Origin of the sequence: Dyadobacter sp. SG02, from assembly GCF_900109045.1 — a bacterium.
Taxonomy (GTDB): Bacteria; Bacteroidota; Bacteroidia; order Cytophagales; family Spirosomataceae; genus Dyadobacter.
In genome coordinates, this window is sequence record NZ_FNYL01000005.1 from 352,418 (window position 1) to 369,262 (window position 16,845).

A 16,845-nucleotide genomic window follows, 5' to 3' on the forward strand; every position below is an offset into this window, starting at 1 on the left:
ACAACTGACTGTAAAACAATCTATTATGAATACAGAATGTGATGTAATCTGCTAATTAATTTACATAATATGCTAAATAATTATAGTTTTGTGTAAAGCTCCTCGATGTAAAAAATAATCCATTTTGGGATATTTTTTTTTATCTAAACACTTTAATATGCCACTTTGCCGCAAAGTAACTGTCTTAATATGATCAGCATCCCAAAAGAGTAGAGCACGGGGCATCCTGCCTTAACAACATTAAAATACCTTCCTCAAACTTCATGGCAGACAAGGCATATATCACACCTATCGTTTTTAAATGGGCCCGCGAATCCGCGAAAATGACAGCGGAAACAGCAGCAATAAAGGTCAATGTTCCGGCAGAAAGATTGTTGGAATGGGAGGCAGGAGCAAGCCAACCAACAATCAAACAGGCCCAAACTTTGGCAAAAGCTTACAAAAGGCCATTCGCATTATTCTTTCTCCCCGACATTCCACGGGACTTTCAACCACTGCAAGACTTCCGCCGAAGCGATTCGAAATCACTAAGCACCGGTTCCGTTTTCATGATTCGCGAAATTCAGCAGAAACAAGCCTGGATCAGCGAGACTAACAGAGAAAATAGCGAAGCAAAATTTCCTTTTGTCGGTCGCTTTACCATCAAAGATAATCCTGCGGACGTCGCGCAAGACATTCTGAACACGCTTTCCATTTCTCCGGGCAAATACGTCACTGGAAATCCGATAAAGGAATGGATCGACAAAGCAGAAGCGAAAGGAATTTTCATTTCGAGAACCAGCTTTATAAACTCGCATCTGACCTTAGATAGTGATGAACTGCAAGGATTTGCCATCGCCGATCCTCATGCGCCTTTTGTTTTCATCAATTCCGAAGATTGGGCCGCACCTCAGCTATTTACGCTTGTTCACGAGCTAGCCCACATTTGGATTGCGGCTACGGGAATCTCCGCCGATGTTGAACCAGGTTTCCAGAAGGCCGACGAATTACATCCGGTCGAATTATTCTGTAACGAAGTAGCAGCGAATGCATTGATTCCTAGCCGATTGTTAACAAACCTAGGCAGCCACGTCTTTCAATCTGCGTCGCAAGTTTTCAGTGTCGCAAAAACATTCGGCGTAAGTTCATTTGCGCTGCTCGTTCGAGCATTGAATTTGAACCTGATCTCGCTTGTTCATTACAAGAGTTTGAAAATGGCAGCAGACGCAGAATTCAAGGCCTTTCTTATCAAGCAAGAAGCAAAAAGAGCCAAACAAAAAGAGAGCGATAGCGGGCCAAGCTACTATCTATTACAAATTCAGAAAAACAGCCGATTATTTACTCAAACCGTTCTGGACGCTTTTCGTGGCGGCAGCCTTGAACCAACTCAGGCAAGTTCGCTACTCAACGTGAAAATCAATCACTTTCACAACTTAGAAGCCCAGTTACATAAATGAGTAATGCAACCAAAAAGTTCTGCCTGGACGCCAATGTGCTGATCCAGGCTTGGAACTTCTATTATTCGCCGAAGTTTTGCCCGAGCTATTGGGATGTCCTAAATGAACTTGGAGGTGCGGGGAGAATTTTTATTCCGGAGGCTGTCTATGAAGAAATTATTCGCACCGACGACGACCTATGCAAATGGCTCAAACAAAGTAGGATTGAAATCAAAAATGTGGATGAAAAGGTGGTTCATTGTCTTCACGCGATTTGGGCTGCAAATCCGATTCATATTTCACTTGTGGACAACGTGAAAGGTAGATCACTGGCTGATCCTTGGGTTATTGCTCATGCAATGCGCGAAGGTGCCACGGTCGTGACCAAGGAGGAAAAAATTACAGCTTCAAATACAAGTAAAGTTAAAATTCCCAATGTTTGTGATAACATGAGCGTTCCTTGGATAAATGATTTTAAATTGGTTGAGGAAATCGGCATGACGTCTTTCTGCAAGGCGTCGCGAATGAGTCGAACCTAAATCTTCACGACAACTAACGTATAACTAGAAAAAATAAATTACTAAATTTTGAACTTCTTACAGCAAAATAATGCAAAACCTTTTTTAAGATGGGCGGGGGGCAAGAGCTGGCTTACGAGACATCTTTATAATATTAAAATTAGTGATTATAGCACTTATCATGAGCCATTTTTAGGTGGAGGGGCTGCATTCTTTTACTTTAATCCCGGTCGCTCCTATTTGTCCGATATGAACTCTGACCTAATCAACACATATATCGCAATTAGAGACGAAGCAAAATATGTAATAGAAGTACTCGAAACATATGTAAATACAGAAACATTCTATTATGAGATAAGGTCAAAGTCGTTCGACAGTTACATTGAGAAAGCCGCGCGATTTATTTTCCTAAATCAAACTTCCTTCAATGGAATATATCGTGTAAACTTGAAAGGAATCTATAATGTCCCTTTTGGGTTTAGAAAAAAAAGATTTCTAGAAAAACATGCAATTCTCAGCGCCCAAAGAGCGCTTCAAAGCGCTGAAATATTTCATTCAGATTTCTTTGATACGCTTGCCAACGTTAATGAAAATGATTTGGTTTTTCTCGATCCGCCGTATACAGTATCGCATAATGAGAACGGTTTCATAAAATATAACGAAAAGTTGTTTTCCTACGATGATCAACTTAGACTTCAAGAAATGATCAAGCAGATACGAGCAAAAGGAGCCTTTTATATTTTAACAAACGCAGCACACCCAACAGTAGAGGAAATTTTTGCCAGCGAAGATAGGATGCTTAGGTTCAATCGAGCAAGCCTAATTGGGGGATTAAAGGCTGGGCGAGGCCATACAAGTGAATTAATATTTACTAACACAAACTTATGACGAGGGAATTCAGAGACTACTTCCTATCAAACCTCATAGAGGATAGTGAAATCCACAAGGAGCTAAGAATTAGGAAACTAGACACCTACAAGGAAAGTCACCCTAACAACTCTTCTTTATTGAAAGAGAGAGAAAGAGATGGATGGGAAACTGATGTTATACTGAAAACAAAGACCAAAATTTCGAAGGCAAAACCTAATGACGTCTACTTCGAAGATAAGGTTTGGGCGCTCTTTGCTCTCCTCGGATTTAAAAGCATTAATAAGGATCAGCATATTGAGATACCTTACGACAAGCGCGATGAGAGCCTAACAAATCGCCTAAATGTATTTGCAAAAGATGACGAATCGATCATTTTAATTGAATGCATATCGGCTCGTGAAAATTCTGTTGTAGACTTAGGAGAGTACCTCAATCGGCTGAAAACGGCGAAAGGAGGGACAATAAATACGATCCATTCCCTCTTCCCAGGCACTAAACCTAAGATTAAGTTCATTCTGGCTACCAGAAACATTGGCATATCTGAGATAGACTTAGAATCCTTAAATTCCCTTGGTTGTATTCACTTCTCTGAGGAAGTAATTGATTATTATTACCAGCTAGTCAATCAAATCGGGGATGCCTCAAGATACCAACTTCTTGGCGCCTTGTTTGAAGGCCAAGAAATACCTGATCTTGACAATCTCATACCGGCCATTGAAGGAAAGATGGGTGGTCACACATATTATTCGTTCTCAATCGAACCAGAGAAGCTTTTAAAAATTGGCTATATATTGCATAGAAACAAGGCACATGAAAATATGATGCCAACTTATCAGCGCTTAATAAAAAAGTCAAGACTTAAAGACATTCAGACCTTTATTGACGACGAAAAGGGGTACTTTCCGAATTCTATGATAATCAACATAGTAACCGACAAAAAAAGGCCTTTGCGGTTTGATCGGAGTAGTAATCAACCAACAGAATCTATATCAAAGATTGGCATTTTGCATCTTCCGAAGAAGTACAAGTCTGCATTTATAATTGATGGTCAACACAGGCTATATGGTTATGCAAATTCAAAGTATAAGTCTTCCAATACTATTCCGGTTGTAGCTTTAATAAATCTAGAAAGATCTGAACAAATAAAGCTATTCATGCAAATAAATGAGAATCAGAAACCTGTCTCAAAGGATCTTCGAAATACATTAGATGCTGATCTTTTATGGGATTCCGACAGCTATGTTGATCAGATAAGAGCACTAAAATCGAGAATAGCTATTAGTCTCGGTGAAAATAGGTTGTCGCCACTGTATGATAAGATATCGATTGGAGAAGACAAAAAGCTCATTTCTACGCAACAAATCGGAATTAGTTTATCGAAGAGTGACTTTCTAGGAAAGGTCAAAGCTAGGGAAATCGAAAGGAGGGGCACATTTTTCAATGGAAATTTACAGCAAGCATTTGACAATCTGGTCGAATATCTCACAAGCTGTTTCACTTATTTGAAGGAAGGGGTTGGCACCACATGGAACCAAGAGGGTAACATTATTTTAATGAACAAGGGATTCTATGGAATATTAATGATACTAAATGATATCGTAAATCACCTCTATAAAGAAAAGCTTGCTACTGACTACACTCCTGTGAAGAAACTTTACCAGTTATCAGTCTCATACCTAGACACGCTAGTCAATTTCTTCAATACAATTAGTGAAACGAAAGTTTCGGAACTCAAAACCGCGTATGGTACATCGGGTGATGTCAAATACTGGCGAACCTTACAAATATCATTAAAAGATCAGTATCCTGAGATACATTACGAAGGATTGGAAGATTATTTAAAAAAGGAGGAGAAGGAAAATAACGAGTTGGCTTTTAAACTTATTCGTGAAATTGAAAGCATATACTTAAAAAAGGCCATAAGGGAGAAACTTGAAGACGAATTTGGCAAGTCATGGTTTAAAAAGGGCGTGCCCGAAAAAATATATTTAGAAGCCAATGCATTAGCAGCTGCAAAAAATCGAGAAATTGAGGATGAGGAACAAGAAAAGCACCCTTGGGATCAACTTCATCTCATTCAATATCGTGAAGTAATTTTAAAAAATTGGCAAAAACTCTTTGAAGACATATATACCAGACCAACAGAAAAGAAAATATCAGGCGGGAAAGAGGCAAAAACTAAATGGCTTTTAGATCTAAATAGGTTGCGAAATGAAAACTCCCATACATATTATGTCACTAATGATGAACTATCTTTTATCGAAGAAATTCGTGACTGGTTGGCTGGGGTACTTTAGAGCGAATCTTTCTAGGCCACAATTTCTTTTTCACGACCACCTATAAACGTTATGAAACTTAATATATGTCTGATAAGTGTAGCTTATAGTTACACTTATCAGACGAGAGCGTTTCTTTTGATTAGTCACAACTTACAGTATCACCTTCCCACTCCCACAGCCCGCTCAACCTCCTTCACAAACCCCTCCAAAACCCCACTCACTCTTAAAATCCCCTCCTCAGCCTCCTTCCAGTTCTTCTGCTCAATCGCCTCCCTAATCATCGGCAAAGTCTTCACCCCATACCCCGTATAAAAACCCGGCGCATAAATCTGATGCCGATACCAGGGCCGGCGGGGCAACCCATCCGCATGGATCAGCTTCCTTTCAGTTTTATATAAAATCTCATTCAACTCCTTCAACTTATCCGCAGGAAGCAAAGCCAGTTTTGCAGAAGCCGAGGCGTAGGCTTTGGCGCTTTGTTCCAATGCCACCAATGCATTATCCAACGGCGCGAAGTTGAGGTAGGGGGCTACCGACATCGGGGTTGGCTTCACGAAGGGGTCTTTCGGGTCGGCGGCGGCTTCGAAACGGCCTTCGGCGAGGGTTTTGTTGTGGTCTTCGGCTTTCGTGCGGGCGGCTTCGAGCTCCTTTTTTACCTCGGAAGCATAAACCTGCACCGTGTTGGCGAAGTTGCTGAAATCGAATGGCAACACATCCGCGTTGGCGAAACGGAGTACGGAGCGGCCCATGGTTTTGGCGAGCGCTACGCCATACACAAATTCACCGTCCTTGAAGCGGGTGTAATGGTCGTACGAATCGAAAATGGAATGGTAATCGCCGCCGGCATCTTCGCCGCCATAGCCGATGTTGAGCGAGGCGATGCCGAGGTGCTGGATAAACGGCGTATAGTCGGAACCGGAACCGAGTGCGCCAATGCGAAGGTCGGCACGGGCGCGGGCCTCCTGTTTGGCGGTCGGACTGCCGTTCAGGATCGTGCGCGAGCGCAGGCGGTCGATCACACTCGTGCCTTTCTCGGGATCGGTGACGTCGCGGCCCACCTGGTTCACAAATTTTTCGAGCGTATGCGACCCGCCTGCGCCCAGGTATCCGCGGCCACTACCGTCGGAATTGAGGTAAACAACCGCTTTTTCCTTTAATATGGACTGGTATTTTTCCACCCATTCCGTCGAGCCCAGCAAACCCGGCTCCTCGCCGTCCCACCAGCAATAGACGATGGTACGCTTCGGTTTCCAGCCCGTTTTCACCAGTTCGCCCAATGCCCGCGCCTCTTCGAGCTCGGCCACGGCCCCGCTCACGGGATCGGCCGCGCCAAACACCCAGGCGTCGTGGTGGTTACCGCGGATCACCCATTGATCGGGAAACTCGCTGCCTTTCAGCGTCGCGATCACATTGTAGCAGGGCACGATATCGAAATTGAATTCCAGTTTCAAATGCACCTTCGCCGGCCCCGGACCGACGTGGTAAGTTATCGGCAACGCGCCCCGCCACGTAGCAGGCGCCACCTGACCGCCCAATGCTTTGAGCAAGGGCAAGGCATCGCCATACGAAATCGGCAGCACGGGGATCTTCATCATCGCAGGCGCCTCTTCCACCGACAGGCGCTTATGCTCAGCATCGGCCACAAAACCGTTCGTCAGCGGATCACCCGGCGCGAGCGGCAAATCCACCACCGACCCACGCTGCACCCCCGACTCATTTTTAAATGCCCCTTTGGGATATACGTCGCCCTGGAAATAGCCATCTTCCTTCGGATCGGAATAAATAATGCAGCCAATCGCTCCATGCTCGTAAGCCACTTTGGGTTTGATACCACGCCACGACCCGCCATATTTCGCGATCACGATCTTGCCCTTCACATCCACGCCGAGCCTGGCGAGCTCCTCATAATCATCGGGCACGCCGTAATTGACAAACACGAGCTCGGCCGTCACATCGCCATTGGCCGAAAAGGCATGGTAAGGCGGCAAGACGTCCTTCGTCTGCGCGGAAGTTCCGTCTTCTTTTAATGGTTTTTCAGTTAATGCGGCTTTGAATTTAGTCGGCTCGGTAAGTTCAAGAATCCGTACTTTGGGCGTCGGAAAAAGCACATGAACCGTATCGAGCCGTGCCTCAAAACCCCAGGAAACGAGCTTATCACGCAAGAAAAGGGCATTATTGAGGCCATATGTCGAGCCAAGCTGATGCGGATAGGCTGTCATCCGCTTCATCCAGTCGCGGAGGTTGTTGGCTTGGAGGTGTTTGTCGAAAGTTGCTTCGAGGTCCAGTTCCTTCCTCGCCGCCTCCGTCCCAAAGCCCATGAGTTGCTGGGCTTCCGATGGCACTGCGGCGAGGGTTGAGAATAATACCGGAATGAATGTCTTTTTGAAAAGGTGTCGCATGGGAACGGAGTGAAAAGGTTTTTTGATAGGGCTAAATATAGTAAACGAACGGAAACAATGCGGGACAATACCGGATAATATGCCACTACATGCAAATGCCGTAAAAATGCCGCTATCATTCCCGCTCCCAAATCGGTAAATTTGTTCAAAACAACTTCAATATGAGCAAGCTAAACATCTCTGAACAAATCAAAACGCTCCGACGGGCGAAGGGGCTCTCGCAGGAAAGTCTGGCCGAAAATGCCCGCATTAACCTGCGCACATTGCAACGCATCGAAGCCGGCGACACCATCCCGCGCGGCGAAACGCTCCGGCTGCTCGCCCAGGCGCTCGACGTACCCGTGGAAAGCCTCACCCCGACCCTGGCCGAAGACACCACACTCCTCAAAATCCTGAACATATCCGCACTGGGCTTTTGGCTCGTGCCGTTCGGCAATGTCCTGATTCCACTCGGCTTATGGCTCTACAACCGCCACCGCGTCGCCGGCGTGATGGAACTTGGCAAGCGGATCCTGAACTTCCAGATCACCTGGTCGATCATTGTCTACGGCCTCGCCATTGCCATGATCTTCTCGGTCTTCGCGGGCCGTTTTATCCTGAACCCGCTGCTGGTTGTGTGTTTCCTGTTCCTGCTATCGTTCCTGAACACCGTCTTCATTCTCATCAACCACTTCAAAATCGTGCGTGGCGAGGGAGATTCTTATGGGATGGGGTTGAAGATTATCTCCTGATTTTCAGCCAACAGAATGAAGTCACGCGATTGTTGTTTCCTCCCAATATACCTTGGGAGTTAAAATCCGCGTACCATTGTACTCCGAAAACGTAAAGTCATTTGTATTTCCAGTGACTATAAAATCGGCCTGACACTCCGAAGCCAATTCCAGTATCTTATTATCATCTTGATCAGCAATAAGATTAATCTTCGTTGTGGGATAATATTTTACGCCTCTTCTATCGATATCTGCCAAAAGCCCCTCGGCTCGTATGAAGAAGTCCGGGAACCTACTAAACTTTGGTCGCGACAGAACTTCATAGTACTCTGCCAGTAATTCGTCGGAGATACAAAGTTGAATTCTCTCCTCGATGAAGAGATCACGGACAATTAGATAGGGGTAACTTCTTTGAATAAGTGCTGATACAAAGACATTTGTATCAATGATTACTTTTTGCATGTGTGCGTACAGCTTTCACCTCCTCGGTGATTTCATCCATCGTCATATCCGACAGACCCAATTTTTCTGCTAACTCAACAGACCTTTCGAGATTTTGGCGTATCAGATCTCTGCTGACCAAATTGAAAAGCTCCGAAAAAGTGAGGCTTTCGTCTTTCAAGCCTAGTCGTTTGTACTCATTTTCTGAAATTGAAACATTCAATGTCCTCATAGCCTTTCTGTTTACCCGAATATAAGGAAATTTTAGGCAAGATCGTTCATCGCAGCATGTGCGGCCTTCTTCAAAAATGCAACACCACCAACGCCACAATCGCCGGTAACGCCTGCACGTAAAATATCTTCTTGCTAGCCGTCACAGCCCCGTAAATCCCCGCGACGATTATGCATGTGAGAAAGAAAATCTGAATATGAAACCGCCAGTGATGCTCCTCAATAAACAGCGACCAGATCAGGCCCGCGGCAAGAAAGCCGTTATAAAGGCCTTGGTTAGCAGCAAGCGTTTTGGTTGGTTTGAAGAGTTCGGGGGCAAGTGAGCCTTTGAAGGTCTCCTTGCCTTTGGTTTCCCAGGCAAACATTTCGATGTAGAGAATGTAAAGGTGTTCCAACGCGACGAGGGCGACTAGGATGGTTCCGAGTGTTTGCATAGGTTTAGTGTCTGATATATTTCGTCATCAATGTTATGGGAGTTGAAAAGATCTTCAACTTGGAGACTGCAGGTCGCAACTTGCTTCCGGCCAGATTTGTAAATGGAAAAGGAATTAACACGATATCTCCTTTAACCATTGTATATTTCTTTCAAATCTTTCACAGAATAAATCTCCTCATCCTCTTTCAGGAAATCAAATGCGGCGCTGGTTTCAACAAGTGTTTGTATCCCCTCGATCAGCTGCTGCTCCTCATGACGCTTGCGGACGAAATCGGCGAAATCGGAAATCTCCTCCGCCTTGTCTACCGGAAGCTGATTAATGGCCTCTAAAGTCCGTTCAATGATTGCTTGCTTCGTCATGGTTTCACAGTTTATGTATCCAAATATAGCAATTTCCTTTATCTTGCCATCTTCAATCGCATTCACTTCTATTCACCAATTATTGATGAAAAAGCACATCCTTTCTTGCCTATTCCTGCTCACATGCATATGCACACACGCGCAAACGGAAGACAAAAGCTTCAAAAGCGACGACCTTGAAGTTCAAAAGATTAGCGACCACGCCTATTCACACCTTACCTACCTCCAAACCGAAAGCTTCGGAAAAGTCCCATGCAACGGCCTGATTGTTTTCGATGGCGGCGAAGCGGTGATTTTCGATACACCGGTAGACGACGCTACTTCGGAAAAGGTGATCCGGTGGGTGGAGGATAGTTTGAAATGCAAGGTAAAAGCAGTCATCGCAACGCATTTTCATGAGGATTGCGTGGGCGGTTTAAAGGCGTTTCACAAGCACAGAATCCCATCATACGCTAGGAATGAGACAATTGCATTCGACAAGGAGCGAAAATTTCCCGTTCCCCAAAAAGGCTTTGACGATCGGCTCGACCTGAAAGTTGGCAAAAAGAAAGTGCTAGCCGCATTTTACGGTGAAGGCCATACGCGGGACAATATCATCGGCTATTTCCCCGACGAAAAGGTCATGTTCGGCGGCTGCCTGATCAAGGAAGTGGATGCGACAAAAGGCAACCTCGCGGATGCGAACGAGCAAGCCTGGCCCGCGACGGTGACGAAAATCAAAGCGCAATATCCGGATGTGAAAGTAGTCATACCCGGCCACGGGAAAATCGGTGACACCGCATTACTTGACTACACAATAAAACTGTTTTCTCAAAAATAGACCGCAGCGCGGTTCCCTGTTTGTAGCAACCGGGTTGAATTAAAACGGTTTCAGCTCCGTAGGAGCTTCCTTTGCCAGCGCATAAGGAAGCTCCTACGGAGCTGAAACATTATTTGGCACCACATGGGCTACAAACAGGTGCCACGCTGTGGCCTGTTGTGCGGCCTTTTAGTTAGCGGTCTTGCCTATTTCAAACCTTTTCCTGTTGCTGCCCAGTAAATACCACCATAAAGGTGATCCAGGAACGACTGATCTGAGTAAACCAGACCAATGTGACCCAGCCCGGTATAAAATGCGCGGCCGCCGTCGTAGTTGTGGTACCAGGCCATTGGGTGGTCGCCCATGCCTGTGCCCTGGTTGGTTTTAGGATCGTAGGTCTTTTCGTCGATCGTGATCAGAACTTTCAGGTCGTCGGCGTTCAATGGCTTTTTGTATTCATACCATTCGTCGGTCCATAGCAGGCGTTTGGGAAAACGTTCCAGGCCGGGAAAATTACTATCCTTTACGTCCAGGAAAGCGGTTTGTTGCGCAGGGTGGGTTTTGAAATAGGCGCCTACCAACTTGCCATACCATGGCCAGTCGTATTCCGTATCAGCCGCGGCGTGGATGCCTACCCAGCCTTTTCCACTCTTGATGAACTTTTCAAGTGCCGCCTGTTGAGTATCGTTCAGGATATCGCCGGTCGTATTCAGGAAAATCACTACCGAATAGTTAGCCAGACTTTTGTCATTGAAAACGTCGGCATTCTCCTGCCAATCGACCGAGAAATTATGCCTCGACGCCAGGTTTCTGATCCCTGTCACGCCTTCGTGAATAGAAACATGGTGAAAACCAGCAGTTTTAGTAAAAAGCAACGCCTTGAACTGCTGTGCATGCGCTGTAACCGCGCTTCCGATCACAAGAGCCAGGGCCAGTAATTTTTTGAGCATGATTGTAATTTGGGAATAGATGGAAATAGTATTTAAAACAAGTGAGGTGGGAAATTTACTGCTTGGGTGTGCTCCGATCGATCAATTCTAGAAGTAAATGCCCGCTCTAACGCCATTGTCTGTGCTAACATTAAAGTGAGTCGAATTTTAATATTACGTAATACCGAAAGATTAAAAAAGGCACCGAAGGATAAATGGCGGTTAAGAGCTGGTTGACATTCTATGTTAAATTTATAAATTTGTCAACCATCAAATATGCAAATGCTATGAATCCGCTTTTTGGTACCCGATTCAAATCTGCAAGGCTACGAACAGGTCTATCGTTGCAGGATCTCGCCGTTCGGCTGGAAAACAAAATAACCAGACAGGCCTTACACCGCTATGAAAAAGGAGAAGTAACGCCCAACAGCGAGATGATAGGACTTCTGTGTGAAATCATGGGGGTGCGGCCAGATTATTTTTTCCGGGATACCCGGATCGAATTGGGAGCGTTGGAGTACCGCAAGTTGCAAAACTTGTCGGCACGGGACGAAAATCGGATCATCGAGCAAGCTCGTGAATATCTATCCCGATACCTGGAATTGGAGGAGATTTTGGGGTTGGAAAACCATTTTGTAAATCCGTTGAAAGATTTTGGCGTTGTAGCCTCCTTTGAAGATGTGTGCAGAGCTGCAGGCAGGGTGCGGGAACAATGGGGCCTTGGGAACAGCGCGGTAGTGAATATCGCTGGATTCCTTGAAGATATGCATATAAAAGTGGTAGAGATCGACATTGACACCCATTTTAATGGGATGCAGACCTGGGTGAATGACAGCCTTCCTGTGGTTGCATACAACAAAAATCTGCGTGGCAAGCCGGATCGTATCCGCTTTACTTTGCTACATGAATTGGGGCATTTGCTCTTGCAATTTGGGGATATCAATGAAAAGCAGAAGGAAATCCTTTGTCACCAATTTGCAGCGGCTGCTTTAATGCCTGAGACCGTTTTGAAAGAAAAATTGGGAGCGCACCGAAACAGGCTATCCATGCAGGAGTTGGGGGCACTTAAAAAGCAGTACGGGATATCAATGCAGGCAATCGTGCGGCGTGCTGTTGAATGCAAAATTGTCAGCGAGCATTTTGCCCGGCAATTTTTCAAAATGATTGAAGACATGGGCTGGAAAAGCCGGGAGCCGGTCGCCTACGAAGGCGTGGAACGCTCCTTTCGTTTTGACCAACTTCTTTTCAGAGCTATTGCCGAAGAGCAGATATCATTGTCCAAAGCAGCGGCATTGAAAAATATGAGATTAGCCGAGTTCCATGAATTATGCATGACTGTGGCATGACAATCGCTGTCACAGATGCATGCATTTTTATTGAGCTCCATGATCTCGGGTTAACTGAACAATTTTTCGAGCTGCCATGTGAAATGCATACTACTGTTGATGTTGTTAATGAGGTCCTTAGTGAGCAGGCTGCCATTTTACATGGATTTGAACGACGTTCTAAATTGACTATTCATTCCATCGTGGAAGATGAACGTAGGGAAATCCTGTCTTTAACTTTTCCAAAAGCACTGTCGGAAAATGATAAGACTGTATTATTTACGGCTCGAAAACTGGGCGCAATTGTGTTAAGCAGTGACAGAGCGGTACGTAATTATGCGAAACGGCTCGGTATCGAATATCATGGTATCCTTTGGATTCTGGATCAATTGGTAGAATCGGAGATAATCTGTGCACTGGATGCGGTAACCAAGATTGAGTGGCTAATAACGAAGAATCTTTTTTACCAAAACAATATCGAGTTGATCGCTGAAATGAGAAAAAGAATCAAGGCTTGGAAAACGTAAAAATGGCCGGTGCACGTTTGAGAGCATCGGCCATGTAAAGCAAATTTAAAGAACTTCCTACCTCCCCACCTTCAACCGCGTCTGTGCTCCGCCACTCACATCCTTCAATTCCACTTTCAACCCACCACCCGGCACCACACTGCGGTCGATCACGAGCGTAATAGGCTGAATGCCCTGGTTGAGGTCGGCGGTGATAGTGCCGTCGTTCACTTTCAATGATTTTGCACCGCTGTAAGCTGTGATGCCGTTGGTGCTGCTTAAAGCGAAGGTTACAGGCCCTTTGGTTAATGCTTCGATTTCGAAACCGACCACGCTATATGATTTGCCCGCGTTGTTCTTGATTTCAACCAGCTCATCTATCGGCAGTTCACCGGAGACTTTACTGTAAACCGGAACGCCACTTACCCTGCCTTTGCCCGCTGATGTCGCACTTCCCGGTGTGAATTTGGAAGCCAATTCTTTGCTCAAACTGATATTCTCCCACCTGCGCACGTAACGCGTCGCGGGCACGCGGAAGTCGCCCGGTTCGCCGAGTTTGGTCAGGAATGCGACCAGGTTTACGAATTGGTCGCGGTCGAGGCTGGCGGTGAGGCCCGGAGGCATCAGCGAGCCTGGTACTTTTTCCATGACCTGCACCTGGCTCTTGGCAATGGAAACTTCCTTGCCCGTCACATCGCGGATCACGATTTCGTTGGCACCGTCGGAAGCCAGGTAACCCAGTAATTCGGAGCCGTCCTTCTTCACGACGCGTTTCAGGTCATAACCTTCTTTAATAGACGCACTCGGGTAAATGATCGATTTAATGATGGTTTCCGCAGGTGAGCTCGTTCCAAGGCTGCTCAAATCCGGCCCAATCAGACCACCCGCACCGCCAATCGCATGGCAGGTCGTACAGCTTGACTCGGCTTTGCGGAAAATCAGCTCTCCTTTCGCTGCATCGCCTTTTTCGCGCGCGAGCTTGGCGAGGCCTTCAATCGTTTTGTCATCCAGATCCTGTGGCATTTTCGGTGCAGGCATTGCGCCACCGGAATCTTCCAGCGCCTTTTTCAATGCCGCGATTTCGTCGATAAGTTGACGTGTCCAGCCGGCACGCTGCTGCACAAGTACGCGGCCGCGCTTCGCAAATGCTTCCGGGATTTTCTTCGCGGCGATGGCGTCGGCCAGTGCCGCGGCGCCCGAGTTGGAAGGAATGAATGCGAGGAAGAGCTCTGAAACATCCGTATCCGCAGGCAGGGAGCGCATGAGTTCAGCACTCACCCGCGCACCTTCTTTTTCGTCCAGACCAGCCAGTTGCGAAGCCGCGATGATGCGTACTTCCGGCGTGTTTTTCGGGCCGGTCAGCTCGGTTACTAGTTGCAGGGCCTTCGGTTTGTCGATGGCACCCAATGCACCGAGTGCGGCTTTTTTGGTAGCCGGGTTGCCACTCTGGATAAGACTGGTTAACCGGTCGTTCAATGATGATATTTTCCAAAGGCCGATCAGGCGAATGGCGCTGAGGCTGACAGCTTCATCGTCGTTGCCGATCAGCGAAGCAATGCGCTCGGTATTTTTGTTTGGGATAACCTTGCGCTGGCTACCTGCTTCTTCCAATGCCGCGAGTTGTGCGGCGGCGTTTTTGTTGTTAGGCTGAACTGCGAGGTCGAGGAGCATATTCAGGTCGGCAGGCTGACCGAGCCGGGCGATCGATGCGAGGACATCTTTCTGATACTCTTCCGGCACCTGGCCTTTTTGGTATAAACCCGTCAGCAATGCCGCAGCATCTGCGCTGGTGGCCGATTTCAATGCATAGGCCGTCTTTTTCGCGTCGCCAAGCAGATTAGCGTCCGTTTTCAGCTTCGATACCCACACCGGTTCCAGCTCGCGAACCGTTTGCCATAATGCAAAGTCCAGGAATTCGTCCATCTGCGCATCCAGCACGGTCAAGGCAGTTTTCGCTGCTTCCGGCGTCTTCGTCCTACGTAATGCGATTACCGCTTCGAGGCGTACCTGCGGATGTGCGTCGCCTACCGCTTTCGCGAGCAATGCAGGCGTGTTGGAAACTTTCGGGTACCAAAGCGCCAATGCACGCAACGCCGCCGCACGCACGTTGTGGCTTTTCGCATTGAGCAAATTGAGCAGTACCGGCTCATTGACGGTTTCCAGTGTTTGGTATAACCATAATGCTTCCAGCAGGTTATGCTCGTATTTCACATCATTCTTATCCAAACCGGCAACCCATTTTTCCAACGCCGGCAACACTTCCTTCGTGCCACGGGCTTTCAATACCTGTTTCGCTTGCAGGCGGGTCCAGTCTTCGGGCAATTTTAATGATTCGAGCAATTCGGTAACGGTCGCTTTGGCTAGCTGTGGCTTTTTCACCAGCGGGCGGTTTTTAGCAACGATCCGCCAGATGCGGCCGTGCTGCTGGTCGCGGCGGGGATCGTGAAAATCCACTTCGCCGTGCTGGATGATGGGGTTATACCAGTCGGCGACGTAAATGGCGCCATCCGGTCCTACATTGATATCCACCGGACGGAAAGCCACATTATCGGACCACATGAGATCGTCGGTTTGTTTGGAAACGTAGCCACTCCCCTGTTCTTCCAGTTTGAAACTATTGATGCGGTTGGCGCGGAAGTCGTTGGTGATCATGCGGCCCTGCCATGCATCCGGCAAATGCCCGCCTGAAACGACGTCCAGACCACTATGCTTTGGCTGACCGGGGTTCAGGCCGCGTAAAAGACGTGCAGCGCCAGGCGCGGTTACGAATGTAGCACCTGGAAATGCGTAGTTAATACCCTCACCACCAGCACCATCAGTTAAAAACGACTGACCCCAGCGGTCGAACTGCAAGCCCCATGGGTTCACAAGCCCGCGTGCGTACACATCCATATCCAGGTTGCGCGTGTTGAGCTGCCAAACGCCGCCGCCTTCCAGCCGTTTGATTCCGAATGGTGTTTCTACGTGGCTGTAAATGTAGATCGACTGGTTGAAATACATCCGCCCCTCGGGTCCCCAGCGGAAAGTGTGGATCAAATGGTGCGTATCGCCGGTTCCAAAACCGCTCAGGATTCGGCGTTTTTTGTCTGCCTTTCCGTCGCCATCGGTATCCGCGAAATGCAGGATTTCCGTCGAGTTGGCCACGTAACAGCCCCCGTCGCCCGGTAGGATTCCGGTTGGCTGTATCAATCCTTCGGCGAAAACGGTCGATTTATCGGCCTTTCCGTCGCCGTCTGTGTCTTCCAGAACAAATATCTTATCGTTCGCCGATTCACCGGTTTTCAAATGCGGGTACACCGTGCTGCTCACCACCCAAAGGCGACCTTCGGTATCCCAGTTCATCTGGATCGGCTTTGCGACCATCGGGTCGGCGGCGAACAGTGTTACTTCGAAGCCTTCGGCTAGTTTAAAGGATTTCAGCTCCTTTTCAACGTCAGGGTCGAGGTTAAATGGATGCTGCTCGGGCTCTGTCGAGGAGGTCAGCAGCATCATGGGAAGGAACAATGCTCCGTATAATAATTTTTTCATATCTAACATTACAATTATTGCGGTGCGCTGCACCTGGATTGTTTTTTGAATCGACCATTGCTACAATTATTCTGGTGCTCTGCACCATTCGATTATGCA

Annotated in this window: 15 protein-coding genes; 8 read left to right on the plus strand and 7 right to left on the minus strand. The window is 47.1% G+C overall.

Going from position 1 to position 16,845, the window contains the following annotated elements; translation table 11 throughout:
- Positions 1-263: 263 nt before the first annotated feature.
- The 4 genes from BMW93_RS14435 to BMW93_RS14450 are packed head-to-tail and all read left to right on the plus strand — an operon-like array spanning position 264 to position 5,100.
- The gene (locus tag BMW93_RS14435; protein WP_090377157.1) at positions 264-1,436 is read left to right on the plus strand and encodes an XRE family transcriptional regulator; all 1,173 of its coding nucleotides are present in this window, start codon (positions 264-266) and stop codon (positions 1,434-1,436) included.
- Positions 1,433-1,954 (plus strand): DUF4411 family protein, encoded by a 522-nt coding sequence (locus tag BMW93_RS14440; protein WP_090377160.1) that lies wholly within the window; start codon positions 1,433-1,435, stop codon positions 1,952-1,954. Before BMW93_RS14435 ends, BMW93_RS14440 begins: the two co-directional genes overlap by 4 nt.
- A gap of 48 nt (positions 1,955-2,002) precedes the next feature.
- Positions 2,003-2,821: a Dam family site-specific DNA-(adenine-N6)-methyltransferase gene (locus tag BMW93_RS14445; protein WP_218147695.1), complete on the plus strand. Its 819-nt coding sequence runs from the start codon at positions 2,003-2,005 to the stop codon at positions 2,819-2,821.
- On the plus strand, positions 2,818-5,100 hold the full coding sequence (locus BMW93_RS14450; RefSeq protein WP_090377166.1) for a DGQHR domain-containing protein: 2,283 nt from the start codon (positions 2,818-2,820) through the stop codon (positions 5,098-5,100). The genes BMW93_RS14445 and BMW93_RS14450 overlap by 4 nt, the downstream gene beginning before the upstream one ends.
- A gap of 140 nt (positions 5,101-5,240) precedes the next feature.
- On the opposite strand, the gene BMW93_RS14455 is transcribed toward BMW93_RS14450, so the two are convergent.
- Positions 5,241-7,481 (minus strand): M28 family metallopeptidase, encoded by a 2,241-nt coding sequence (locus BMW93_RS14455; RefSeq protein ID WP_090377169.1) that lies wholly within the window; start codon positions 7,479-7,481, stop codon positions 5,241-5,243.
- A gap of 161 nt (positions 7,482-7,642) precedes the next feature.
- Here BMW93_RS14455 and BMW93_RS14460 point away from each other — a divergent pair, with 161 nt between their 5' ends.
- A complete protein-coding gene (locus BMW93_RS14460; RefSeq protein WP_090377172.1) occupies positions 7,643-8,212 on the plus strand; it encodes a helix-turn-helix domain-containing protein in 570 nt (189 codons plus the stop codon).
- Positions 8,213-8,233: 21 nt separating this feature from the next.
- Here the strand turns inward: BMW93_RS14460 and BMW93_RS14465 are convergent, their stop codons facing one another.
- The 4 genes from BMW93_RS14465 to BMW93_RS14480 all read right to left on the minus strand — a co-directional run bounded on the left by BMW93_RS14465 (position 8,234) and on the right by BMW93_RS14480 (position 9,659).
- Positions 8,234-8,653, minus strand: coding sequence for a putative toxin-antitoxin system toxin component, PIN family (locus BMW93_RS14465; RefSeq protein ID WP_090377175.1), 420 nt, complete (start codon positions 8,651-8,653; stop codon positions 8,234-8,236).
- A complete protein-coding gene (locus BMW93_RS14470) occupies positions 8,634-8,864 on the minus strand; it encodes a hypothetical protein (protein ID WP_090377178.1) in 231 nt (76 codons plus the stop codon). The genes BMW93_RS14465 and BMW93_RS14470 overlap by 20 nt, the downstream gene beginning before the upstream one ends.
- A 70-nt stretch (positions 8,865-8,934) precedes the next feature.
- On the minus strand, positions 8,935-9,297 hold the full coding sequence (locus BMW93_RS14475) for a DUF1304 domain-containing protein (RefSeq protein ID WP_090377181.1): 363 nt from the start codon (positions 9,295-9,297) through the stop codon (positions 8,935-8,937).
- A gap of 131 nt (positions 9,298-9,428) precedes the next feature.
- Positions 9,429-9,659 carry a hypothetical protein gene (locus BMW93_RS14480; protein WP_090377184.1) on the minus strand — a complete coding sequence of 77 codons (231 nt, stop codon included), beginning with the start codon at positions 9,657-9,659 and terminating at the stop codon, positions 9,429-9,431.
- An 85-nt stretch (positions 9,660-9,744) separates the two neighbouring features.
- On the opposite strand from BMW93_RS14480, the gene bla reads away from it, so the two are divergent.
- On the plus strand, positions 9,745-10,479 hold the full coding sequence (bla, locus tag BMW93_RS14485; protein WP_090377187.1) for a subclass B1 metallo-beta-lactamase: 735 nt from the start codon (positions 9,745-9,747) through the stop codon (positions 10,477-10,479).
- A gap of 185 nt (positions 10,480-10,664) precedes the next feature.
- Here bla and BMW93_RS14490 read toward each other — a convergent pair whose 3' ends face one another.
- The gene (locus tag BMW93_RS14490) at positions 10,665-11,408 is read right to left on the minus strand and encodes a ThuA domain-containing protein (protein WP_090377190.1); all 744 of its coding nucleotides are present in this window, start codon (positions 11,406-11,408) and stop codon (positions 10,665-10,667) included.
- Positions 11,409-11,674: 266 nt separating this feature from the next.
- Between BMW93_RS14490 and BMW93_RS14495 the strand changes: the two genes are divergently transcribed.
- Complete coding sequence (locus BMW93_RS14495; protein ID WP_090377702.1) at positions 11,675-12,733, plus strand: ImmA/IrrE family metallo-endopeptidase; 1,059 nt, start codon at positions 11,675-11,677, stop codon at positions 12,731-12,733.
- A complete protein-coding gene (locus BMW93_RS14500) occupies positions 12,730-13,239 on the plus strand; it encodes a hypothetical protein (protein ID WP_143061651.1) in 510 nt (169 codons plus the stop codon). Before BMW93_RS14495 ends, BMW93_RS14500 begins: the two co-directional genes overlap by 4 nt.
- A 57-nt stretch (positions 13,240-13,296) precedes the next feature.
- Here the strand turns inward: BMW93_RS14500 and BMW93_RS14505 are convergent, their stop codons facing one another.
- Positions 13,297-16,746, minus strand: coding sequence for a PVC-type heme-binding CxxCH protein (locus tag BMW93_RS14505; RefSeq protein WP_090377704.1), 3,450 nt, complete (start codon positions 16,744-16,746; stop codon positions 13,297-13,299).
- Positions 16,747-16,845: the final 99 nt, after the last annotated feature.